Genomic DNA, 23,140 nt, shown 5'->3' with positions numbered 1-23,140 from the left:
CACGGCCGTGTGGACGCTGGCGCGGCGGGCATGGTTCAGTGGGACCCATGCCCAATCGCCTCGCCGCCGCGACCAGCCCGTACCTGCGCCAGCACGCCGACAATCCCGTCGACTGGTGGCCGTGGGGGGCCGAGGCGTTCGAGGAGGCCCGGCGCCGCGACGTGCCCGTGCTGGTGAGCATCGGCTACTCGTCGTGCCACTGGTGCCACGTGATGGCCCGCGAGTCGTTCAGCGACCCCGCGGTCGGTGCGCTCATGAACGACGGTTTCGTCGCGATCAAGGTCGACCGTGAGGAGCGTCCGGACGTCGACCAGGTGTTCATGCGGGCCACCCAGGCCCTCACCGGGCAGGGGGGATGGCCCAACACCGTCTTCTGCACACCCGATGGTCGGCCGTTCTTCGCCGGCACCTACTTCCCTCCGCAGCCCACCGGAGGTCTGCCGTCGTTCCGCCAGCTGCTGGAGGTCCTGGCCGAGGCATGGCGTGACCGCCGGGACGAGGTGGTGTCGTCCGCCCGGACGATCGTCGAACGGATGGCCGAGGCCGGGCGTCCCGCGAGTGTTCCCGTCCCCGAGGCGGATCTGGTTCCCCACCGGTTGCTCACGGTGGTGCACACCCAGTTCGATCCCGGGCACGGTGGCTTCGGGCACGCGCCCAGGTTCCCGCAGGCCACGCTGCTGGACGCGCTGCTGGTACGCACCGATCCGCTCGCCAACGACCGCGCGCTGTTCACCCTGGAGTCGATGGCGCGCGGGGGCATCCACGACCAGGTCGGTGGCGGCTTCCACCGCTATGCGGTGGACGACGGCTGGGAGGTGCCGCACTTCGAGAAGATGCTCTACGACAACGCCCTTCTGCTCGGTACCTACACCCGCGGCTGGCTGCACGCGGTTCCCGGTGACGGCACCGAGCAGCGCGAGCTGTTCGAACGGGTGGTGCGCGGCATCGTCGGCTGGCTGGAGGCCGACATGCTCCTGCCCCGGGGCGGGTTCGCGGCCGGCCTGGACGCCGATTCCGCCGACGACCAGGGACGCCACGAGGAGGGCGCCTACTACCTGTGGACGCCGGCCCAGTTCGACGAGTACCTGGGCAGGGACTCGCGATTCGCGCAAGGGGTGTTCCACGTCACCTACGGCGGCAACCTGCCCATGGGTGCGCACGCGCCCACCGACGGCACCGGACGGTCCACCCTCCAGTTCCACGGCGCTCCCCACCCCGGGCGTGTCGCCAACGTGCTGGCCGTACTACGAGCGATCCGGGGGCGCCGGCCTCGTCCGGCCCGGGACGAGAAGGTCGTCGCCGGCTGGAACGGGCTGCTCGTCGACTCGCTGGCCGTCGCCGCCCTCGTGTTCGGTGAGCGTGCATGGCTCGACCTGGCGACGCGGGCCGGTGAGTATCTCTGGGATGCGCACTGGGACGAGGAACACCGCGTGCTGGCCCGCACGACCCTCGACGGTGTGCGCGGGCCCGACGGGGTGACCGCGGACTACGCGGCGGCGGCGCTGGGCTTCGTCCGTCTCGCCGGCGCCTGGGGTGACCCGGTGTGGCTTCGCCGGGCCGAGACCGTGGTGGACCGCGCGGTCGAGCTGTTCGCCGACGCCGGCGGCGGGTTCTTCGATGCCGGCGCCTCGCGGGAACTCTTCGATCGTCCGCGGCAGTTGGACGACGAGTCGACCCCGAGCGCGACCAGTCTGATGGTCATGGCGTTGCGGGCGGTCTCGCGGCTGGCCGATCGTCCCGACCTCGCCGAGCGGGCGGACGCCGCCGCCGCGACCCTGCGGCCCGTACTCGCCGCCGAACCGCGGTTCGCGGGCTGGGCACTCGCCGACCTGCTCTCCGAGTGGGAGGCGGGACGAGGGGCGGGACCCGCGGAGGTGGTGGTCGTCGCCGACGAGCCCGATCCGCTGTCGGAGCTGACCCGGGCCGCGTGGCGGCTTGCCCCGTGGGGGAGCGTGGTGGTCACGGGCCGCCCTGGCACCGACGGTTTCGGCGAACTCTTCGCCGGACGCGAGCCGCTCGAGGGGAGTGCGACCGCCTTCGTGTGCCATGGGCACACGTGCGAGGCGCCGATCACCGACTGGGGTGAGCTTCGCTCGGCTCTGCGGGGGACGACGGTCTGATCCCGGCGGACGAGGGCGGTTTGCTGCCGCGGGGGCCGTGCGTGACAGTGCTTACCGAGACTTCGCCGTGGTTCGCGTCAGGCGAGTACGTGCCCTGGTCGTACGGTCTGGTGCGGGACGGCGAGGGTGAGTTGGGGAAGATCTGTCACGCCGGTGGCGGTCGTCCGGCTGCTCACCGGCCGTAGCGGCGCTCACGCTGGGCGTACGAGCGCAGCGCGCGGTAGAAGTCGAGCTTGCGGAAGTCGGGCCACAGCGCCTCGCAGAAATAGAACTCGCTGTGCGCCGACTGCCACATGAGGAACCCCGACAGCCGCTGTTCTCCCGAGGTGCGGATGATGAGGTCGGGGTCGGGCTGCCCCTTCGTGTAGAGGTGCTCGGCGATCTGGTCGATCTCCAGCGTCTCGGCCAGCGACTCCAGCGTCGATCCCCGTGCTGCCTCCTCCGCCAGCAGCGAGCGGACGGCATCGCGGAGCTCATGGCGTCCTCCGTAGCTGACGGCCACGTTGACGTGCATGCCGCCGAGGCCCGCCGTGTCGTCGGCCGTCCGGCGGAGGCGCGCGGCGGCGTCCTCCGGGAGCAGACCGAGGTCGCCGACGGTCATCACCCGGTACTCACCCGTGGCGGCGAGGTCGGCCACGAGTTGCACGATCACCTCCAGCAGCGGCCGCAGTTCGTCGTCCCGCGATCGTCGCAGGTTGTCGGTGGACAACACCCAGAGCGTGACGACGTCGATGCCGATCTCGTCGCACCAGACGACGAACTCCTTGAGCTTGTCGGCACCGGCCTGATAGCCGACGGCCAGCGGCATGCCCGGAGCGTTCGCGCGAGCCCAGCGCCGGTTGCCGTCAGCCAGCACGGCGACGTGCTGGGGGAGGGCGTCGGGGGTGATCTGGCGGCGCAGCCGCTGTTCGTAGGCGCGGTAGATCAACTGCTTCACCCCGCGGGGTAAGAGGTCGAGGGCTTTTAGCCATTGGGCGCCCGAACCGGCGATCGCCATGGGGATCAATCTAGCCAAGACGCGCGGGACGAGTCGGGCGCCCGGGCTCGGAATGGACCCAGGTCGTAGCGTTCGTGGCCCGTGATAGCAGTTGCAAACCGTCTAACCTACGGTACCGTAGGTTTCATGGATGCTGACGTGCGCGAGGCCGCCTCCCGGGCCACTCATCGCGATGCCGTCGTGGACGCGGTCGTCTCCGGACCTCACGACGCCGCCAAGCCCCGCCTGCGGGGCATGCTGCACCTGATCAATACCCCCGTCGTCCTCGTCGGTGGCCTGGTCATCACGGTCGTGGCCGGGTCGGCCGGCGTCCGGGTGGCGTGTGCCGTGTGGACGCTGACCGGCATTCTGCTGTTCGGTCACTCCGCGCTGTACCACCGTGGCACCTGGTCGGACCGTGTCCTCCAGCGCATGCGCCGGATCGACCACTCGAACATCCCGATCTTCATCGCCGGCACCTACACACCCCTGGCCATGGCACTGCTGGACGGCTCGTCCCGTGTCGTGCTGCTCTCGCTGGTGTGGGGATGCGCCGTGGCCGAGGTGCTCTTCCGGACGCTCTGGCTCGGTGCGCCTCGATGGCTCTACGTCGCCCTCTACATCGTGATGGGCTGGGTGGCGGTGTTCTGGCTGGGCGATTTCTGGAGCGCCGGCGGCCCCGCGGTCGTCGTCCTGCTGCTCGTCGGCGGGGTGGCCTACTCGGCCGGCGCCGTGGTGTACGCGCTCAAACGCCCCAACCCGAGCCCCGCATGGTTCGGGTTCCACGAACTCTTCCACGCCGGGACGATCCTGGGAGCCGTGTGCCACTGGGTCGCGATTCTCATCGCGGTGCTCTAGGAACGCGGCGGACGCTGCCCGGCGGCCCGTCGAGGGGGTCCTCCCGGGCGACCGACCGAGCCTCAGGCGGCCCGCGTGAGCGGCCCCCCGCGACGGCTCGATGCGGACCCGGGCGTCGGCGTCCCGATTGTGAACTTTGCTTTAACGTCCGGCGTGTGGTGTCGTCCGCCTTGGGTACGGGCACTTACCGTCGGACCATGGAGCGAGGGGAAGCGTTCCACCCGCAGGCGGGGCATCCCGCCTCGGCCGATTGCGCAGAGGCCGTGTGGCTGCCCCTGGTCGCCACACGGCGGCGCAGAAGGAGTCGATGTGCTAACCACGATTGATGACCGGAACAACACGTTCGAAGTTCCGGGAACCGGCGTTCAGCCCACCAGCCCCGTCAGCACGAAGACCTATGTGGTCGACACCTCCGTGCTGTTGAGCGACCCGAAGGCGCTCCTGCGGTTCGCCGAGCACGACGTGATCCTGCCGATCGTCGTCATCACCGAGTTGGAGGCCAAACGCCACCATCCCGAACTGGGGCTGTTCGCCCGCACCGCGTTGCGGCTGCTGGACGATCTGCGCCAGGCCCACGGAAGGCTGGACGAGCCGATCCGCGTGAATCCGGAGGGCGGTCACCTGCACGTCGAGCTCAACCACACGAGCCCCGATCGGCTTCCGGCGGGCTTCCGCCTGGGTGACAACGACTCCCGCATCCTGGCGGTCGCCCTCAACTACGCCGCGGAGGGACGCGAGGTCGTCCTCGTCAGCAAGGACCTGCCGATGCGCGTCAAGGCGGCGTCCATGGGGCTGGAGGCACAGGAGTACCGCAACGAGCAGGTGAGGGATTCCGGGTATTCCGGCATGGTCACCCTCGAGGTGACGGCCGACGTCGTGAAGGGTCTCTACGACCAGGGCCGGGTGACGATCGAGGAGGCCGGCGAGATCGTGGTGAACTCCGGCGTCGTCCTCAAGTCGCCCAACGGCACCGCACTCGGGCGCCGGATGCCTGACGGCAGCATCAAGGCCATCCGCACCGACCTGGAGGCTTTCGGCGTCCACGGGCGCAGCGCCGAACAGCGAGTGGCGCTCGACCTGCTGCTCGATCCCGAGGTCGGCATCGTCAGCCTGGGTGGGCGCGCCGGCACGGGCAAGTCGGCGATGGCGCTGTGCGCGGGCCTGGAGCTGGTCATGGAGCGGCACCAGTTCGAGAAGGTCATGGTGTTCCGGCCGCTGTACGCGGTCGGGGGACAGGAACTCGGCTACCTGCCCGGCGATCAGGCCGAGAAGATGAACCCGTGGGGGCAGGCGGTCTACGACACCCTCAGCTCGGTGACCAGCAAGTATGTCATCGACGAACTCGCCGATCGCGAGATGCTCGAGGTGCTGCCGCTGACCCACATCCGTGGGCGTTCGCTGCACGACGCGTTCGTGATCGTGGACGAGGCGCAGTCGTTGGAGCGCAACGTGCTGCTGACCGTGCTCAGCCGAATCGGGCAGAACTCACGCGTCGTCCTCACCCATGACGTCGCGCAGCGCGACAACCTGAGGGTCGGACGCCACGACGGCATCGCGGCGGTGGTCGAGCGCCTCAAGGGCAACCCGTTGTTCGCCCACGTGACACTCACGCGGTCGGAGCGCTCGCCCATAGCGGCGCTCGTCACCGAGATGCTCGAGGAGTTCTGACGTCTGAGGGGCTCAGGACGCCGGTGGCGCCGGTCGGACGCGAGGTGTCAGCTCGCGTCCGGCTGTGAGGCCTGCCGAGCGGCCTGGATCTTCTCCTTGGCTCCGTCGAGCCAACGCTGACAGATCTGGGCGAGCTTCTCGCCCCGTTCCCACAGCTGCATCGACTCGGCGAGGGGCACCCCGCCCGACTCCAGCTGCTGCACCACCTCGGCCAGCTGCCGTCGGGCTTCCTCGTAGGTGAGTTCGGGCTTGGCGTCGCTCATTTGGCCTCCTGATAGTCGACTTCGACGAAGACCTGGCCATCGGACAGGTACACCATGAGCTGGTCTCCCGGTTCCACGTCGTTCACGGAGGTCACCGAGGTGCCCTCGGCGTCGGCGACGATGGCGTAACCGCGATCGAGGGTCGCCTTGGGTGACATCGCGCGGATGGAGCGCACGGCGTGGTCGAGGGCGGTCTGGTCGTCGGCGAGCCTGCGGTCTATCGCACGCTCCAGACGGAGCCGCCGGTTCTGCAGCCACTCGTCGTGGGCGGCGAATCCACCGGTCGGGTCGCGCAGCACCGGCCGCGACCGCATCTGGTCGAGGGACTGTTGCTCGGTGCGCAGCCGGGTGACGATCGCCTGGCGCAACCGGGCGAGCACGTCGCGCACCTGCTGGGCCTGCTCGGCCGCGTCCGGGACGACGAGCTTGGCGGCATCGGTCGGAGTGGATGCCCGCTTGTCGGCAACGAGGTCGAGGATCGGGCTGTCGGGCTCGTGACCGATGGCGCTGACGACGGGTGTGCGAGCCGCGAACACCGCTCGGACGAGCCCCTCGTCGCTGAAGGGCAGCAGATCTTCCAGCGAGCCCCCACCGCGCGCGATCACGATGACCTCGATCTCGGGGACGGCGTCGAGTTCAGCGAGAGCGGTCATCACGTCCGCGGCCGCATCGGGACCCTGCACCAGGCTGTGCCTCACGCGGATGTCGGCGGCGGGCCACCGGCGGGTGATGTTCGACAGCACATCCCGTTCCGCGGCACTGTCGGCCCCGGTGACCAGGCCGATCGCTCGCGGAAGGAAGGGCAGGGGCTTCTTGCGGACCGGATCGAACAGCCCCTCCGCCTGCAGCTTGCGTTTCAGCTGCTCGAGTTGAGCCAGCAGCCGTCCCTCGCCGACGATGCGGATCTCGGCGCACTCGAAGCTCAGGGACGCGTCCTTGGCCCACACCCGAGGGCTCACGCACGCCACGACCGTCGTCCCCTGCGTGAGCGGGCCTGCGGCGTCCAGCACCATCGCCGTGCAGGTCACCCGCACGGACTGTTCGGCTCGCTTGTCGCGCATGACTAGGAACTGGGTCGGGGCGGCCCTGCGGTTGATCTCGATCACCTGGGCCTCCACCCACACCCAGCCGCAGCGTTCCACCCAGCCCTTCACCTGCTGGACGACGACTCCGAGCGGTTGCGGCGTCTCCGCGGTGTTGCGGGCCGAGCTCGGCGGGCTGGAGGGCATCAGCGGCGCCGGCCCCGCTGATCGTGCGGCCGCAGCTGCGGTGGCAGTGAGAAGCTCAGGGACTCGTCCACGAGACGCTCCTCCTCGGCCACGGGGTAGCCGAGTTCGACCAGGCGGTCGAGGACGCCCTGGACGAGGCGCTCGGGAACCGATGCGCCGGAGGTGACCCCGATGTTGCGGGCCTCGGTCAACCAGGCGGGGTCGAGCTCGGACGCATCGTCCACCCGCCGGGCGGCTTTCGCGCCGGCCTCCAGCGCGACCTCGACCAGCCGGACCGAGTTGGACGAGTTCCGCGAACCGACCACGATCATGAGGTCGCAGTGGGCCGCGATCTGCTTGACGGCGTCCTGCCGGTTCTGTGTGGCGTAGCAGATGTCGTCGGACGGCGGATCGACGAGCTGCGGGAACCGATCGCGCAGCCGGCCGACCGTCTGGGCCGTCTCGTCGACGCTCAGCGTGGTCTGCGACAGCCAGGCCACCGGTTGCCCGGTGGGCAACTCGACGTCGTCGACGTCGTCGGGGGTCTCGACGAGGACGATGCTGTCGGGCGCCTCACCGGTCGTCCCCTCGACCTCCTCGTGCCCGCCGTGGCCGATCAGCAGGATGGGCAGGCCCTGGCCCGCGAAGCGCTTGGCCTCGTGGTGCACCTTTGTGACCAGCGGGCAGGTGGCGTCGATGGTGCGCAGCCCCCGTGCCTGCGCCTCGGCGCGAACCTGGGGCGAGACTCCGTGGGCCGAAAAGATGACGAGTTCGCCGCTGGGCACCTCGTCGAGCTCGTCGACGAAGATCGCGCCCTTGGCCTCCAGGGTCTGGACGACGTGCTTGTTGTGGACGATCTGTTTGCGCACGTAGACGGGCCGGCCGAACTGTTCCAGCGCCTTCTCCACGGTCACCACCGCACGGTCGACGCCGGCGCAGTACCCGCGGGGTGCGGCGACGACCACACGCCTGTCGGTGTCCGTGGCAGGCGGGGCGGGGGCCCTGAGATCAGGTTCGGTCACGGGGGCAAGTCTAGATGGGGCCACCACTGGACGGCTCAGCCGAGCTGACGCCAGGGGGCGGGGTCGCTCGGCTGCTGCTCGTCCACGAGCTCGGCCACCGAGGGCTGAACCGGGGCGATCTCACGCAACTCGTCGGCCGGGCCGACGCCGGTGGGCGTGTGATCATCGTCCCGCGCCGCATCGGCCAGCAACTCGGGTGCCGACAACAGGCGGGTCGTCTGCTCCAGCCCCTTGACCTCGGCGAAGTCCTTGTCGGTGACCTGCAGGTCGCGGAACCGGCGCGCGCTCACGAACACGCGCGTCTCCAGCGAGCCGAGGGTGCTGTTGTAGGCGTTGACCGACGACTGCAGCGAGCGTCCCAGCTTGTTGAAGTTGGTGCCCATGGTCGCCAGGCGGTCGTACAGCTCACGTCCCAGCGCGAAGACTTCCGCGGCGGAATCGGCCAGGGCAGCCTGCTTCCACCCGTAGGCGACCGATCGCAGCAACCCGATCAGGGTGGTCGGGGATGCCAGGACGATGTTCTTGCCCGTCGCGTACTCGAGCAGTGTCGGACGCTGGGCGAGCGCCTCGGATGCCAGCGACTCACTCGGGATGAACAGCACGACGAACTCCGGCGAATGGGTGTCGGACTTCCAGTACTCCTTGGCCGACAACTGGTCGATGTGGCTCTTGACGTTGTCGGCGAACTGCTGCAACCGGGCGGCCCGGATGTCGTCGTCCGTGGTCTCCATCGCATCCAGGAAGGCGCTGAGCGGCACCTTCGAGTCGACGTAGATGAACTTGTCGTCGCCGAGCATCACCTTCATGTCGGGCCGGATGCGGGCGTCCGAGGTGGTCTGGTCGCTCGCCTGCTCGTAGAAGTCGCAGTGGTCGAGCATCCCCGAGATCTCAACGACGCGCTTGAGCTGCAACTCGCCCCAGGCGCCGCGCACCTGCGGCTTGCGCAGAGCGGTCGTCAGCGCGTTGGTCTCGCGGCGCAGGTTCTCGCTGGTGGTCACGACGGTCTTGACCTGCTCGCGCAGGCCGGCGGCCAGCTCGGAGCGGTCCTTCTCCACCTGGGTGAGACGCTCGTTGAGCGCGGCGAGGTTCTTCTCCACCGGGGCCATCGCGTCGCGGGTCGCCTGCAATCGCTGCTGGGCGACCGCGTCGGCCTGCCTGCCCTGCTCCTTGAGGGTCTCGGACGACAGCACCTTGAACTGGTTGACCTGCGTCTCGCGGTCGGCGCGGAGCTCCTCGGCGAGCTTGCGCGCCGTGTCGCGCTCGGCCACCGCCGCCGCGAGGCGCGCCTCCACTCCCGCCTGGTCGGCGCGGGCCTGTTCCGCAGCCGCCCTGGCCTCGGCCACCTGCTGGCGAGCCAACGCCTTCTCGGTCTCGGTGCGGGCGATGTCGGCCCGGGCCTGCGACAGCTCGGAACGCGCCGCGGAGGCATCGGCCTGCGCCTGCGACTGCAGCGCCTGGGCCTGGGCCACCTGCGTCCGCAGGCCGGCGAGCTCCTCGGTGCGCCGGGCCTCGCCACGGACGTCGGCGACCTGCTGCCCGCTGCGTCCCACCGCGCGCATGACGACGGCCCCGGCCCCGGCGCCGATCAGTAGGGCCATCACCAACAGAAGCAGGCTCATCGCATCCATGGCCTCTACTGTGCCGCAGGCCTCTGACAATTCCGCGCACCCCTGCCGGAAACCGTGCGCCCGGGTGCGAACCCACGGGTTGGGCGCCCGCCCACCGTCGTCTACCGTGAGGACCATGCCGTATCCGGACGAATATCTCGCCAGCCTCGTCGACTTCCTGGGCGCCTCGCCGACCTCGTACCATGCCGCCGAGGCGATGGCCGCAGCGCTGCGGGCCGCCGGGTTCACCCAGCTCGACGAACGCCTGCCCTGGGACGAGCAGGAGACGCGCGCCTTCGTCGTCCGGGACGGGGCGGTGGCGGCCTGGGTGGCTCCGCGCATCTGGGACGAGACCACCGGCCTGCGCGTCTTCGCCTGTCACACGGACTCTCCCGGGCTGAAGCTGAAACCGTCCGGACCGTTCGAGCGCGCCGGGTACCCGCTGGCGAACGTGGAGGTCTACGGCGGCCCGATCCTGCACACCTGGTTCGATCGTGAGCTGGCGGTCGCCGGACGCGTCGTGGGCCTCGACGGGGTCGAGCGACTCGTGCGCACCGAGGCGATCGCGATCGTGCCCGACCTCGCGGTCCACCTCGACCGTAGTCAGCGCGACGGGCTGGCGATAGATGCCCAGCGCGACCTGATGCCGGTGTTCACCCTGGAGAACGGGCGGACCATCGAGGAGCACGTGTGGCGCCGGGTCGGCCTGGACGCGGACGCGGTCGGCGGGTACGACCTGTTCCTCGTCCCGGCCCAGGGGCCCGCGGTGTTCGGCACGGACGGGGATTTTCTGGCCTCGGCCCGTCTCGACAACCTCGCGTCGGTGCACTCCGGGCTGACGGCGATCCTGCGCGCGGAGCGCACGAACGACCTCCAGTTCCTCGTGGCGTTCGACCACGAGGAGATCGGATCACAAACGCTCACGGGGGCGTCGGGTTCGCTGCTGGACGACGTGCTCGTCCGCCTGTCGGATGCCCGGTCGTGGTCGCCCGACCGGCACACGGCCTGGTTGCGCCGCGGATGGTGCCTGTCGGCCGATGTCACCCATGCCGTCCACCCCAACCGCCCCGACCGGCACGACCCGGTCGCCTGGCCGAGGCTCAACGGGGGGCCCGTGCTGAAGTGGAGCGCGGCCATGCGCTACGCCACCGACGCAGCCTCGACCGCGGTGTGGCGGCGGGCATGCCGTGCGGCCGGCGTGCCGTCTCAGGTGTTCGTGAACAACAACGACGTGCCCGGGGGGTCGAGCCTGGGCCCCCTGTCGTCGACGCGGTCGGGGCTTCGCACGGTGGACGCGGGCATCGCGGTCTGGGCGATGCATTCCATCCGCGAGACGTGCGGGGTTCACGACCCCGCGATGCTCAGCCAGGTGGCGTCGGAGTTCCTCGCCGGAGCCTGAGCGGCCCGGTCATGAAGGCGGCGGCGAGATCCTCCTCGATGCGCTCGCCCGCCCTGATCCGCTCCCGGAGTGCTCCGAGGTGCTCGTCCAGGTCGGTGAGGAAGGCGAGGTTGGCGAGCTCGGCGTCCGAGGCGTCCAGGACGTCGCGTATCGCGCCGTTCTCGATCACCGCGCGACGGTCGCCCAACAGGGCCAGGATCGGGTCGTGGGTCGACATCAGGACGATCTTGTCGGCACCCACCAGCAGGTCGAGTGCCTTGCGGCGGTCGATTCCGGCGTTCTCGATCTCGTCGACCAGGACGATCGGCGAGGCGGACAGCAGCGCGGTGTCGGCGATCATGAGGGCCCGAGACTGCCCGCCCGACAGCTGGGTCACGGGCGTGGCGGGGTTGATGGGTTCCCCGGCCAGGGTGTTGGCGCACTCGATCACCCGCGTGGCGACCTCATCGGGCATCGGCACGTCGCGGCTCTCAGCGTGCAGGACGATGAACTCGCCGACCGGCAGATCGATGACGAAGTTCATGTTCTGGGTCAGCTGAGCGACCAACCGGTGACCGAGGTCGTATCGCTGCTCGTCGGAGGGTTCCGCACCGTTCACCAGCACCCGGCGTCCGGTCGGGGTGTCGCCCTGGGCGAGACATTCGATGTCTTCGAGCAGCCGTGACTTGCCCGAGCCTGTCGGCCCGACGATGCAGGTCACCTCTCCGGCACGGACGACCAGCCCGCACGCCTCTGGGCGTCCTGCCTTGTCGTGGCCGGGAAGCAGGGTGAGCGAGGTGATCGTCCCCAGTTCGTCGGGGCCTTGCGACAGTACCTGCTCGACGAACGCGACGATGCTGGTGGCGAAGTCGGCCTTGCTGAGCCCGTAGTCGGCGAAATACTCCTCGGGATGGTCGCCCAGAACCTCGACCACCGACCGGCTGGGGTCCATGACGTCCAGCCGGATCGCCGCGAAGTAGTTCTCGACGTAGGGGTACTCGGCGATCAACTCGGCGATCGAGCGGCGGACGAGGAGATCGGTGGCGAGATCGGGCGGGATGAGTGTCATTCGTCGAACCTGATCCGGCGCAGGTTGCCCGCCTGGAAGGCCGGGTCGATGCGGGTCTGCCCGATGCAGTAGGAGCACAGCGCCGATGGCAGGGAGAACCGCAGGAAGTTGCCGATCAGGGAATCGGTCGTGGCTGCCTCAGCGATGCACCGGCTGAGCGCGAACGACCCCTGCCCGGTGATCCCGTTCACCGTGAGGATGCGGGCCAGCCGGTTCACCTGACGGATGCGCGCGGTGAAGACCTCCCGTTCGGCCTGGGAGACGATGTCGCCCTTGGTGACCACGATGACGTCGGCGAACCGCAGCATGGGACCGATCTTGTCGGGGGTCGAGATGCCCGAGAGATTGTCGATCACGCACACTGCGAGCACGTCCCTCACGTGCGGCGAGCACCGGTTGCACAGGCCCGCGCTCTCACTGACCAGCACGTCGAAACCCTGGCGTTGCCCCCACTGGAGCGCCTGGTCGACGTTGGTGATGAAGAAGTGGTCGGGGCACAGGCTTCCGGCCAGGCCGACCTTGGCGGTCACCCCGTGACGACGATAGGTGCCGGCGTCCGACGAGCTCAGGCAGTCGAACTTGATCACCCCCGTGTCCAGCCCGCGCTCGCGCAGGTGGTCGATGGTCCTGAGGATGACCGAGGTCTTGCCCGAACTCGGCGGGCCCGCGACAGTGACGAACTTCACCGAGCCCCTAGCAGGAGTTCGAGCGATGGTACTTGCCGAAGCGTGCCATCAGCGTCGCGTCGAGTGACGCCTGGTCGCCGTCCAAGAGGTGCCCCCAACCGGGCCACTGCACGCGGGCGCCGCGGGGGAGCACGTTCGGGGCGCCGGGCACGGTGGACGGCAGGTTGCTCGTGGCGAACACCTCGCCGAGTTCGGGTGACAGCGCGAAGTCGACGAGCGCCTGGTTCTCCGGGCTCAGGTCGGCGCGCACCATCAGCAGCGTCGGATTGCACAGGGCACCCTCGGACGGCCAGACGATCTCCAGGCGTCCCGGCTTGACCGCGCCCTGTGCGAAGACCCACGGCGCCATGTAGATGGCGGCGGGTGCCGGACTGGTGTGGCCGGCGGTGCGGGCCACTGTCGGGCCGTTGAGCGCTGTGCCGATCGTGCGGTCGATCGCGTCCAGGCCCTCTTCGCCGTAGGTGAGGTAGATGTAGGTGAGGAACCGGGTGCCGATGGCCCGGTGGCTGTCGGCGATGCAGATGCTGTCGGTGTAGATCGGGTCGAGGAGGTCCTCGATCGAGCGGGGCACGGGACGATCGCCCAATGCCTTGCGGTCGACCAGGAGCACCTCGGGATTCACCGCGATCACGTTGTAGGCGCCGTACGGGTCGGTGAACTCGGCACCGTTGAGGAACGGCACCCCCGACAGGTCGTGGATGCGCTGGAAGGCTCCGGTGCGCACGAACCGGTCGACGACAGCGGGGCAGGTGAACGCGCCGGACGCGCTGTCGATGGCGACCTCCGGCAGATCGTCGGCCGAGGTGACGGCCGCGATGTCGCGCAGGGTGCCGGGCACGTCGGCATGCTCGCCGCACATGGAGGGGACGAAGCTGTAGAACCGTCGCCCGGTGGTCTCGTACTGCTTGCGCAGGAATGCCTCGTAGGCGGCCTGAAACCGGTTCTTGACCGGACAGGGGACCTCGACCTTGAAGTCGAGGTGGCGGCTGGGCGCGTGTTGCGAGAGAAGGGATTCGATCCCGATCGTCTGGACCATGGGAGTACCTGTCTTGGGGGGACTGGAGTACAACTACCTTTCGAGTGTGACTGACGCGGTTCGAGGCGCCCAACCTTTCTCATGACGATTTACAGGGGCGTAACGCGAGTGTGCCTCACTGCCACACGGGTGGGCGCCCGGGGGAGGGGTGCGTGTAGCCGCGCAGTGCCTCGGCAATGGCGGCGGGGTCGAGCCCCTGGGACGCCAGCAGGGCGAGCAGGACGCGCGCCTGCGTCGGGGGCAGCCCGTGCAGCATGACCGCCCCGGCGTCCACGAGGTCCTGGCCTCCCCCGTCCCCGTACATGGCGACCGTGGGGCCGAAGGGGGCGCGGCTGCCGACCGCCACGACGATGCCCTGCCGGGTCAGCCGGCGCACGCCGCTGACGATCTCGTCGTTGGCGTTGCCGTTGCCCACACCCAGGAGCACCACCGCGGACGCTCCGGCGTCGGCGCAGGCACGCAACACGACGTCGTCCGCGCCCGGGAAGACCATCACCATGTCGACGCGCACCCGGTCGAAGGCCTCGCCGGCCGGCGGAAGCGGGGGGTGCCGGAATCGCCGCAGCGGGATCGTGACGTCCCCGTCCGTCACACCACCGAGCGGACCGGGCAGTTCGACGGAGCCGAACGTGTCGAGGCGAAGAGTGTGCAGCTTGCGCGTCCCCTCGGCCGCCAGCACCGAACCCGCGAGACACACGAGAACTCCCGCTCCCCGGGCCTGGTCGGAGGCAGCCACCGCGATCGCGTCCGCGAGGTTCGTCTGCCCGTCGCTGCGGCGGGAGTCCGCGGCTCGCATGGCGCCGGTCACCACGACGGGTCGTTCGTCGTCGTGGACGAGGTCGAGTAGGAAGGCCGTCTCCTCCAGGGTGTCGGTGCCGTGCGTGACGACCACACCGTCGATCGCGTCCTCTCCGGTGAGCGCCAGCATCTGGCGGACGGCGTCCTGGATGTGGCGCAGGTCGGCCATCGTGAGCTGCTGTGACGCCTTGCGCATGATCTCGCGTGCGACGACGGTCACCTCGTCGGGCACGGGAACGTCACTGATCACCTCGGTGACCGACAGGGTGGGGACGATCCCCGACGGCGTGGAGCGTGAGGCGATCGTCCCGCCGGTCGCGAGCACCGCGATACGGCGCGCAGGACGCTGCCGGTCGGTCATCGTGTCGTCCCGGCTCGTCAGGCGATGACCACGAGCGCGACGAAGAACACCAGGACGAACATCGCGTAGATGGACAGCAGGGCGGTGCCGATGATCCCCATCACCCAACCGGCCGTGAGGTTGCCGGAGTCGCGATAAGCGTCGGGGCGTTCGCGCACGTCGCGGCGCGCCCGGTTGCCCATCACGAGCGCCGCGACGGCCATCGGCGGGAACAGGAACAAGCCGATGATCCCGAAGACCAGCACCGGCGTCGACTGGGGATGATCAGGCACCACGGCATAGCCCGGGTTGGGCGGATAGCCGTAGTCGAGGGGACCGGAATCGCGGGGCGCGACCTGCTGACCGTAGGGGCTGCCCGGTTGCGCCCAGAGGTCCCGGGCATCCGGGGCGTTGCCGGGCTGGGCGTAGCCGGGGAGCGAGGCGCCTGGTGCCAGGTAGTCGGGCTGGGGTGCGGCGTATCCCGTCTGGCCGTAGTACTCGGCGGGGGAGAAGCCCGGGCTGGACGCGCTCGCCTGCTGCCCGGGAACCGGGGGCTGGGTCTGGTCGAAGCCAGGGTTGGGCTCGGTCACGTGTGTCACTCCCGCTCGGTCGTGTGCGTCCTCCCATGGTTGCACGCACGAGGAGCAGGGGCATCCATCCACGGTGGCGCTTGGCGTAGTCGGCCAGCCCACCGCGGGGCGGAGTTCGGACCCGACGCATCCGCCGACAGGCGGTAGGGTGGTGCGCCGTGGCACTCACCATCGGTATCGTCGGGCTCCCCAACGCGGGCAAGTCCACCTTGTTCAATGCCCTTACCCGCAACGACGTGCTCGCGGCGAACTACCCGTTCGCGACGATCGAGCCGAATGTGGGGGTCGTCGGCGTCCCCGACTCGCGGCTCGCGGTGCTCGGCGCGATGTTCGACTCGCAGCGGCTGGTGCCGGCCACGGTCAGTTTCGTCGACATCGCCGGGATCGTCAAGGGTGCCTCGCAGGGCGAGGGCATGGGCAACGCCTTCCTCGCCAACATTCGCGAGGCCGATGCCATCTGCCAGGTGACCAGGGTGTTCACCGACGACGACGTCACCCACGTGGACGGGCGGGTCAACCCCGCGTCCGACATCGAGACGATCCGCACAGAGCTGATCCTCGCCGACCTCCAGACCCTGGAGAAGGCCCTTCCCCGGCTGGAGAAGGAGGCGAAGATCAAGAAGGAGTCCCGGCCGAGGTACGAGGCCTGGGTCAAGGCCCAGGAAGTGCTGGCCGAGGGCCAGGGCGTTTTCCAGGCCGGGCTCGACCCCGAACCGCTGCACGAGCTCTTCCTGCTCACCGCCAAGCCCTATATCTACGTGTTCAACCTCGACCAGGACCAGTTGGCGGACGATGCCCTGCGCGCCCGGCTGGCCGAGGTCGTCGCTCCCGCAGAGGCGATCTTCCTCGACGCGAAGTTCGAGTCGGAGCTGGTCGAGATGGACGAGGACGAGGCCCGCGAGTTCCTGGCCGAGGCCGGTGTCGCCGAACCCGGACTCGACAAGCTCGCCCGTGTCGGCTACCACACCCTGGGGCTGCAGAGCTTCCTGACCGCGGGCCCCAAGGAGTCCCGGGCGTGGACGATCCACCAGGGCTGGACCGCCCCGCAGGCGGCGGGCGTCATCCACACCGACTTCCAGAAGGGCTTCATCAAGGCCGAGATCGTCAGCTACGACGACCTGGTCGAGTTCGGCGGCATGAAGGAGTGCCGTGAGGCCGGCAAGGTGCGGCTCGAGGGCAAGGACTACGTCATGCGAGACGGGGACGTCGTGGAGTTCAGGTTCAACGTGTAGCGAGGTAGCTCAGCGTATGCTGCTACTTGATTGATTCGAAGCCTGCTAACTGACGGCTAGATCCTCTGCTGATCGTATGATTCGTGTGCTCGCTGTGGAGGTGAAACTGGCCTCGTCGATCGACGATCGGGACGTGAAGCATCTGCGCTGGCTGGGTGAGGAGCTTGGCGCCGGTCTTCTTGATGCGATTGTTGTCACGACCGGGCCGTTCGCCTATCGGCGCCCGGATGGCATCGGGGTCGTCCCGCTTGCACTACTCGGTCCGTGACTCCAGGACGGGCGTGGCGGCGGCCTTACGAATCGCGTCGCTCGCGTCCGCTCATAGTGCTCATCGAGGGGTTCGGCATCACGCAGAACAAGCTCGCGGTGTCGATCGGCGTGCCGCCGCGGCGGCTTCGTCGCACCGATGCCCCTGACGCCGGCCCGGCTCTTTGTAGTGTCGTACCATAAAGTGGTACGTGCCGCGATCGAGGAGGTACTCAGATGTCGATCAGTGCGAGTGAAGCCCGCAAGACGCTCTTCCCTCTCATCGAGCGTGTGAACGACGACCGGGAGGCGGTCGAGATCGTCTCCCGTAAGGGCAATGCCGTGCTCATGGCTGCCGACGAGTACGCGGCGTGGAAGGAAACCGCGTATCTCTTCCGCTCACCGGCCAACGCCCGCCGGCTTCTCGACGCGTATGAGCGCGCGCAGTCGGGCGCGACCGAGGCGCACGAGCTGGACCGAGGCGAATGAGTGCGCCTGGTCTGGAGTCGCGAAGGCTGGGAGGACTACGTTCACTGGCAGACGGCGGACCGGCGCATACTCAAGCGCGTCAACACACTGATCGATGCCTGCCTGCGTGACCCTTTCGAGGGCATCGGCAAACCGGAACAGCTCAAATTCGGCGCGCCAGGCGCCTGGTCGCGGCGTATCACTGACGAGCATCGATTGGTCTACCTCGTCGTCGGCGAGGATCTGGTGATTCTTCAGGCCCGCTACCACTACTGATGACCAGTTGCCGAATGAGCACGTCGTTTGTCAAGCTTCTCCCGGGAAGTGAGCGTTCAGCGTTGTCGATGGCGATGTGCGATCAGTTCGTATTGGTCCCGCAAGGATGGTGCGTGTTCCCGCAGGCGATATACGGCCCGCTGCTGGAGACGGAGCCCGCGTGAGCTGAAGGCAAGTCCGGATCCAAGTGCTATCGATTGTGATATCAGTAGCGTTATCGGCGGAACTAGGACGGGGGCGGTCCCACTGGCATCGATCGTCGTCCGTGGGCTCGATGAATCGGTGAAACATGAGGCACCTGTTGTCGCTGCGCGACTGGACGCGAGACGATCTGCACGAACTGTTCGAGAACGCGAGCCGTTATGCGATCGGCGCGGGGAAGCGGTTCGACGGTGCTGTCGCGATGTTCTTCCCCGCATCGAGTCTGCGCACCCGGTTCTCGTTCGAGCGTGGCGCTGCCCAGATGGGGCTTCAGCCGATCGTCTCTCCGCCGGAGACCCTCGACAAGCAGGAAGAACTCACCGATACCGTCGGTTACCTCGCACAGTGGGCGGATCTCGCCGTCGTGCGCCATCCTGACATCGCCGTGCTGGAACGTATGGCAGCCGCGAATGCTCTACCCGTGGTGAACGCGATGACCGATGTGAATCACCCGTGCGAGGTGCTCTCCGATCTGTACGCCCTGTCGCGGGATTCCGATGTATTGAGCCTGCGCTATGTGTTCGTCGGCGCGGACGGGAACATTGCGCGGGCGTGGTGGGAAGCAGGTCAGGCATTCGGCCTCGACATTCGGCAGAGCTGTCCCGACGCTCTCCGCGTTCCCGGCATGCCCTGGGAGGAAGACCTGCGCCGGGCGGTCGTGACGGCAGACGTGGTCATCACGGATCGGCCCGGTAGCCATGCGGAAGAGCTTTCTGCTTACCAGGTGACGGCTGCGCTCCTGGACAGCGGGCCCGCCGGTATCCGATTCGCTCCTTGCCCTCCGTTCGTCAGGGGCCGGGAAGTCAGCGTGGACGCGATTGACCATCCGGCCTTCGTGGGACACCGCTTCAAGCGGTGTCTGAAGCCGGTGCAACAGGCCGTGATGTCCTCGGTGCTCAAGTCATAGGCGCCTTTGTGTGTGCCAAGCGGGGGACGAATCGCTCTCTGGCAGGCACGTGACCTTCCCGATGCTGTGGGTGAGCCCGGTCCCTCGCGGACCGGTCGTGTGGCCTGCGGTCAGCGCCTGGCAGACTCGTACCGTGAGCATCGACGACCTCCCGCCGGCCGAGTTCGCCTACCCCGGCCCTCTGCGTGACAAGCTGGTTGCCGCCATCCTTGCCGGTGACAAGACGGCCACCACCTCGCTGAAGGTGCAGTACGACACAGTCGGTGACCCGTTGCCGGCAGCGGGCGAGCGAACAGCACTGGTCGACTCCGCGGGTAACCGCGTCGCGGTCGTCGAGACCATCGACGTACGCGTTGTTCGCCTCGGAGACGTCGACCTCGCGTTTGCACGTGCCGAGGGAGAGGGGTTCGCGTCGGTTGCCGAGTGGCGCGCCGCCCACGAACGCTTCTGGACGACGTCCGAGGCGCGCGAGGAGATCCCTGACGACTTCGTGGTGGACGACGACGCGCTTGTCGTGCAGGAGTTCTTCCGCGTGGACCGCTCCGCGTGACGTCCAGCGGCCTAGCATGAGGCCCATACACAGCACCATGTTGAACGTCGCGTTCCTCCCCCTGATAGCCGTCGTGGCCACGTTGGTGACCCGGCAGCTGAATCGCTTTGCCCCGGTGCCTCTGCCTGCGGTCGAGATCATGCTCGGTCTGCTCGCCGGTCCTGCTGTGATCGGCCTGGTGCAGGCGGACGCGCTGCTGGATGTGCTGTCCAACCTGGGTGGTGCGGTGCTGTTCCTCATCGCCGGCACCGAGGTGGACGTGCGCGCGATCGCCGGTCGTCCGGGGACGCGGGCATTGGGCGCTTGGGGGCTCACCTTCGTCGTCCTGCTGGTCGCCGGGACGGTGCTGACCGGCGCGGACACCGGGGTGGTGCTCGCCATTGCCTTGTCCTCGACGGCGGTGGGGATGCTGCTGCCGATCCTCAAGGACGCCGGCGACCTGGACACCCCGTTCGGGACGGCGGTTGTCGCCAACGGGGCGGTCGGGGAGTTCCTGCCACTGGTCGGGCTCTCCCTGCTGGTGTCGGAGCGGCCGATCGGGGCCTCGGCTGCCGTGCTCGTGGTGTTCGCGGCGGTTGCCGCCCTCATGCTGTGGGTGGCTGTCCGGTCTCGTCACGACCGGCTGCACGCGTTCATCCATCAGACCCAGCACACGAGCAGCCAGTTCGCGATCCGGCTCGTGTTCCTGATCCTCGGTGCACTGGTCGCCATCGACCTGTTCCTGGGCCTCGACATGCTGCTGGGTTCGTTCGTCACGGGGCTGATCCTGCGTGCTCTGCTCGCCGGGGCCCCTGCGCAGGACGCGGCGCTGATCGAGTCGAAGCTGCAAGGTCTCGGGTTCGGGCTCCTGGTGCCGGTGTTCTTCATCTCCGCGGGCCTCCGGTTCGATCTGGGGGCGATGCTCGCCGACCCGATCCTGTTCGCCGTGGCCAGTGCAGCCGCAGTGGTGCTGTTCGTTCTGCGCGGTCTACCTGGGATGGTGACCGCGCCCTCGGGGGCGAGTCGGCGTACCCGCCTCGCACTCGGTGCCTACACGGGCACGGCGCTGCCGATCATCGTCGCGACGACGAGCCAGGCTCTCGACCAGAGCCGGATCACGAGCGGCCTGGCCGCAGCGCTGGTGGGCGGTGGGCTGCTCTCGGTGATCATCGGCCCCGTCGCGGGTGCGATGCTGCGCCGTTCCGAGTCCGCCGGTGGCCGTCCCACGACGCCACAGCGGGACGCGTTCGTCACCGACCTGGGGTAGGAAAGAAATGGGATCTCGTTGATAGCGTGATTCGGTGCTGACCCGATTGCCGGGTGACGCGCGCGTCGCGTGGGCGCTGTTCCTACCGGACGACGATCCCGGCTACGGGCCGGAGAGCCAGGTCGGCGGGCACGAGATGAGCTTAGCCGTCGACCACGGCTACATTGATGTCGGCGCGAGAGCGCGTATGCGGCACATGACCTTCGTCCTCTGCCCGTGTGGTCAATTCTGCTTCGACGCCTGGTACGGAAGGAAGAGATGATCATCGACGAGGTAAGCGCCGGGGAACCCTCGGCTGCGGCGCTCCGGGGCACCGTCGCCGCGTGCCGCGCTCTGATCGAATCACGGTTCCCCGACGAATCGGAGCAGGGCGCCGCGGCGGCATTGCTCGCCGACGGCACGATTCTGACCGGCACGAGCCCGGACTACGCCAATGCGGCCGTCACCGTCTGTCATGAGACCGAGCCCTGCTGTGCGGCACACCGGCTGAACAAGCGCATCGTGGCGTCCGTGTGCCTGCATCGCACCGGCGGCGGCGAGTTCGTGGTGTTGAGCCCTTGTGGGGTGTGCCGCGAGCGACTGGCCATGTACGGCCCGCGGGTGCGCGTGGCGGTGCCGGGTAAGGAGGACGCGACCTCGATCCGATGGGTGTCGTTACGCGACGTGTTGCCGCACTACTGGGCGACCGTGTTCCCGGGTGAGGCACCCGGTTGGGAGGAATGAAGCTCCCTCGGTGAGCGGCGGCCGTCCGCGAAGCCGAATTCCGGGCCGACCACGCGGTTCAGGCGGGCCGCGTGTTCTTCGCGCGGGTGCTATGTACTCGCGCGGGTGATATGTGGCCCGCGTGAGTACACAGCACCCGCGGGAGCCGCTACAAGGCTGGCGTGCGCGAGCACACGGCGCTCGCGGGAGCACACAGCACTAGCGACGGGTGCTGCCGGCCGGGGTCGTCCCTCGGGCAGGCCGCCGTCGCGCGTGTGCCGCGGGCTTATCATTGAGGACCGATGTCAACCGCATGTAGCGACCTATCGATCCCGACACCGGTGAACGCATGAGGCGGGCGGCTTCCGGCAGGCCCGCGTGGTTCGTGTTCGTGGGACTCATGGTGGTCGGTCTCAACCTCCGAGGCCCCATCACCTCGCCCGCGCCGGTCATCGGCGAGATTCGCTCCGACCTCGGTCTGGGCACTGCTGCGGCCGGGATGCTGACCACGATCCCCGTGTTGTGCTTCGGCGTCCTGGCGTTTCCCGCCTCGCGGCTCATCCGTCGCGTCGGCATCGACCGTGCGGTACTGGTCTCGATGGTCGGCACCGCTCTCGGCATCGTGGTGCGATCCGCCGGCGGCGTGCCGTGCCTCATGATCGGCTCCGCGGTGCTCGGAGCCGCCCTCGCCGTCGGCAACGTGGTGGCGCTCCTGGTGATCAGGCGCGACTTCCTGACGAGGGTGGCGTCCACCACGGCCGCGTACACGGCGTCGCTCAACGTCGGTTCGATGCTGACGTCCGCGCTCACAGCTCCGTTGTCGTCCGTCGCCGGCTGGCAGCTCGCGCTGGGCGCCGGGGCCGTCCTCGCGATCCTCGGCGCCGTCCTGTGGTGGAGGGTGACGGCAGGCGGCGACGTGAAGGAACCCGCCCCGGAAGCCCCCTCCAGTGTGTCCACGCCGACGGGGTCGCTGTGGAGATACCCCCTGGTGTGGGTGCTCACCATCACGATGGTGATCCACCTGTTCATCTACTACGCGTTGACGGCCTGGCTGCCGGAGTTCCTGGGCGACGCCCTGGGGATGGCGCCCACCTCGGCGGGGTTCGCGTCCTCGCTGATGCAGGTGCTCGCGCTCATCGGTGCCTTCGCGGCCCCTGCCTTCGTCCGCCGGATCGGTGCCGGCGGGGCGTTGGCCGGCCTGGCCATGTGCTGGGCACTGACCCCCGCGGGGCTGCTGATCGCGCCGTCCTGGTGGCTGGTGTGGTCGTTCATCGGGGCGCTGGCTCAGGGCGGATTGTTCACGGCACTGTTCATGCTCATCGTGGAGCGTGCCCGCTCGCCACGGGAGAGCGGTGCCATGTCGGCTGTCGTCCAGGGGTTCGGCTATGCCCTGGCGTCCGTCGGCCCGGTCTTCATGGGGCATGTGCACGATGCGACCGGTGGCTGGGCAACCGGGATGCTGTCGCTCAGCGGGATGGCGCTGGTCGTGGTGGCCATAGGTCTCGGTTTCGCCTTGAGGGAGCGAGACGGACAGGCGTCGTAAGGGGGCGTCCTGATGGAAACCTGCCGCCACGACGAACCCGCGGGCAATGTCGCCGTCCGGTAGCTCTTCCGGGTCGCATACGAGAACCGAGCTGATGAAGCGAAGTCTTGTCAGTGCCGACGGTTAGGTTTGGGGCATGGACTTCGATGA

The 23,140-nt window shown here is 68.8% G+C and carries 24 protein-coding genes; 14 read left to right on the top strand and 10 right to left on the bottom strand.

What is annotated here, in order from left to right:
• Positions 1-47: 47 nt before the first annotated feature.
• The gene (locus FB473_RS11975) at positions 48-2,120 is read left to right on the top strand and encodes a thioredoxin domain-containing protein (RefSeq protein WP_167167960.1); all 2,073 of its coding nucleotides are present in this window, start codon (positions 48-50) and stop codon (positions 2,118-2,120) included.
• Between the two features lie 172 nt (positions 2,121-2,292).
• Here the strand turns inward: FB473_RS11975 and FB473_RS11970 are convergent, their stop codons facing one another.
• The gene (locus FB473_RS11970; RefSeq protein WP_167167957.1) at positions 2,293-3,117 is read right to left on the bottom strand and encodes an isoprenyl transferase; all 825 of its coding nucleotides are present in this window, start codon (positions 3,115-3,117) and stop codon (positions 2,293-2,295) included.
• Between the two features lie 126 nt (positions 3,118-3,243).
• Here FB473_RS11970 and trhA point away from each other — a divergent pair, with 126 nt between their 5' ends.
• Together trhA and FB473_RS11960 are read left to right on the top strand one after the other, a co-directional pair.
• On the top strand, positions 3,244-3,954 hold the full coding sequence (gene trhA, locus FB473_RS11965; protein WP_167167954.1) for a PAQR family membrane homeostasis protein TrhA: 711 nt from the start codon (positions 3,244-3,246) through the stop codon (positions 3,952-3,954).
• Positions 3,955-4,275: 321 nt separating this feature from the next.
• Positions 4,276-5,622 carry an RNA 5'-3' helicase PhoH2 gene (locus tag FB473_RS11960; RefSeq protein ID WP_167169574.1) on the top strand — a complete coding sequence of 449 codons (1,347 nt, stop codon included), beginning with the start codon at positions 4,276-4,278 and terminating at the stop codon, positions 5,620-5,622.
• A gap of 47 nt (positions 5,623-5,669) precedes the next feature.
• On the opposite strand, the gene FB473_RS11955 is transcribed toward FB473_RS11960, so the two are convergent.
• The 4 genes from FB473_RS11955 to FB473_RS11940 form a co-directional block, all read right to left on the bottom strand.
• Positions 5,670-5,885, bottom strand: coding sequence for an exodeoxyribonuclease VII small subunit (locus FB473_RS11955; RefSeq protein WP_167167952.1), 216 nt, complete (start codon positions 5,883-5,885; stop codon positions 5,670-5,672).
• Positions 5,882-7,114: an exodeoxyribonuclease VII large subunit gene (gene xseA, locus FB473_RS11950; protein ID WP_167167949.1), complete on the bottom strand. Its 1,233-nt coding sequence runs from the start codon at positions 7,112-7,114 to the stop codon at positions 5,882-5,884. Before xseA ends, FB473_RS11955 begins: the two co-directional genes overlap by 4 nt.
• Positions 7,114-8,058, bottom strand: a complete 945-nt coding sequence (locus tag FB473_RS11945; protein ID WP_376837258.1) for a 4-hydroxy-3-methylbut-2-enyl diphosphate reductase — start codon at positions 8,056-8,058, stop codon at positions 7,114-7,116. Before FB473_RS11945 ends, xseA begins: the two co-directional genes overlap by 1 nt.
• Before the next feature lie 92 nt (positions 8,059-8,150).
• Positions 8,151-9,743 carry a DNA recombination protein RmuC gene (locus tag FB473_RS11940; protein WP_243863556.1) on the bottom strand — a complete coding sequence of 531 codons (1,593 nt, stop codon included), beginning with the start codon at positions 9,741-9,743 and terminating at the stop codon, positions 8,151-8,153.
• 115 nt (positions 9,744-9,858) lie between these two features.
• On the opposite strand from FB473_RS11940, the gene FB473_RS11935 reads away from it, so the two are divergent.
• A complete protein-coding gene (locus FB473_RS11935; RefSeq protein WP_167167945.1) occupies positions 9,859-11,121 on the top strand; it encodes a M18 family aminopeptidase in 1,263 nt (420 codons plus the stop codon).
• Here FB473_RS11935 and FB473_RS11930 read toward each other — a convergent pair.
• From FB473_RS11930 to FB473_RS11910, 5 genes are all read right to left on the bottom strand, one after another.
• On the bottom strand, positions 11,084-12,169 hold the full coding sequence (locus FB473_RS11930; protein WP_167167943.1) for an ATP-binding cassette domain-containing protein: 1,086 nt from the start codon (positions 12,167-12,169) through the stop codon (positions 11,084-11,086). The genes FB473_RS11935 and FB473_RS11930 overlap by 38 nt on opposite strands.
• On the bottom strand, positions 12,166-12,855 hold the full coding sequence (locus tag FB473_RS11925; protein ID WP_167167940.1) for a GTP-binding protein: 690 nt from the start codon (positions 12,853-12,855) through the stop codon (positions 12,166-12,168). Before FB473_RS11925 ends, FB473_RS11930 begins: the two co-directional genes overlap by 4 nt.
• Before the next feature lie 7 nt (positions 12,856-12,862).
• Positions 12,863-13,891, bottom strand: coding sequence for an ABC transporter substrate-binding protein (locus tag FB473_RS11920; RefSeq protein ID WP_167167935.1), 1,029 nt, complete (start codon positions 13,889-13,891; stop codon positions 12,863-12,865).
• Positions 13,892-14,006: 115 nt separating this feature from the next.
• The gene (locus FB473_RS11915; protein ID WP_167167932.1) at positions 14,007-15,050 is read right to left on the bottom strand and encodes an asparaginase; all 1,044 of its coding nucleotides are present in this window, start codon (positions 15,048-15,050) and stop codon (positions 14,007-14,009) included.
• Positions 15,051-15,067: 17 nt separating this feature from the next.
• A complete protein-coding gene (locus FB473_RS11910) occupies positions 15,068-15,619 on the bottom strand; it encodes a DUF4190 domain-containing protein (RefSeq protein ID WP_167167929.1) in 552 nt (183 codons plus the stop codon).
• Between the two features lie 158 nt (positions 15,620-15,777).
• On the opposite strand from FB473_RS11910, the gene ychF reads away from it, so the two are divergent.
• The 10 genes from ychF (at position 15,778) to FB473_RS11860 (ending at position 22,990) form a co-directional block, all read left to right on the top strand.
• A complete protein-coding gene (gene ychF, locus FB473_RS11905) occupies positions 15,778-16,851 on the top strand; it encodes a redox-regulated ATPase YchF (RefSeq protein ID WP_167167927.1) in 1,074 nt (357 codons plus the stop codon).
• Positions 16,852-16,927: 76 nt separating this feature from the next.
• Positions 16,928-17,119 carry a hypothetical protein gene (locus FB473_RS11900; protein WP_208390543.1) on the top strand — a complete coding sequence of 64 codons (192 nt, stop codon included), beginning with the start codon at positions 16,928-16,930 and terminating at the stop codon, positions 17,117-17,119.
• Between the two features lie 215 nt (positions 17,120-17,334).
• The gene (locus FB473_RS11895; RefSeq protein WP_167167924.1) at positions 17,335-17,586 is read left to right on the top strand and encodes a type II toxin-antitoxin system Phd/YefM family antitoxin; all 252 of its coding nucleotides are present in this window, start codon (positions 17,335-17,337) and stop codon (positions 17,584-17,586) included.
• Positions 17,587-17,841, top strand: coding sequence for a Txe/YoeB family addiction module toxin (locus FB473_RS11890; protein WP_167167920.1), 255 nt, complete (start codon positions 17,587-17,589; stop codon positions 17,839-17,841).
• A gap of 289 nt (positions 17,842-18,130) precedes the next feature.
• Positions 18,131-18,949: an ornithine carbamoyltransferase gene (locus tag FB473_RS11885; protein WP_167167917.1), complete on the top strand. Its 819-nt coding sequence runs from the start codon at positions 18,131-18,133 to the stop codon at positions 18,947-18,949.
• A gap of 133 nt (positions 18,950-19,082) precedes the next feature.
• Complete coding sequence (locus tag FB473_RS11880; protein ID WP_341770111.1) at positions 19,083-19,499, top strand: ASCH domain-containing protein; 417 nt, start codon at positions 19,083-19,085, stop codon at positions 19,497-19,499.
• A gap of 37 nt (positions 19,500-19,536) precedes the next feature.
• Positions 19,537-20,745, top strand: coding sequence for a cation:proton antiporter (locus FB473_RS11875; RefSeq protein WP_167167914.1), 1,209 nt, complete (start codon positions 19,537-19,539; stop codon positions 20,743-20,745).
• Positions 20,746-20,779: 34 nt separating this feature from the next.
• Entirely contained in the window at positions 20,780-21,007 is a 228-nt protein-coding gene (locus FB473_RS11870; RefSeq protein WP_167167911.1) for a hypothetical protein, read from the top strand.
• Positions 21,004-21,468 (top strand): cytidine deaminase, encoded by a 465-nt coding sequence (locus tag FB473_RS11865; protein ID WP_167167909.1) that lies wholly within the window; start codon positions 21,004-21,006, stop codon positions 21,466-21,468. The genes FB473_RS11870 and FB473_RS11865 overlap by 4 nt, the downstream gene beginning before the upstream one ends.
• Before the next feature lie 328 nt (positions 21,469-21,796).
• Entirely contained in the window at positions 21,797-22,990 is a 1,194-nt protein-coding gene (locus FB473_RS11860) for an MFS transporter (RefSeq protein ID WP_167167906.1), read from the top strand.
• Positions 22,991-23,140: the final 150 nt, after the last annotated feature.

Source organism: Brooklawnia cerclae (genome assembly GCF_011758645.1).
Taxonomy (GTDB): Bacteria; Actinomycetota; Actinomycetes; order Propionibacteriales; family Propionibacteriaceae; genus Brooklawnia; species Brooklawnia cerclae.
The sequence above is the reverse complement of the archived record's forward strand: the minus strand, read 5'-3'. Positions and strand labels throughout refer to the sequence as shown.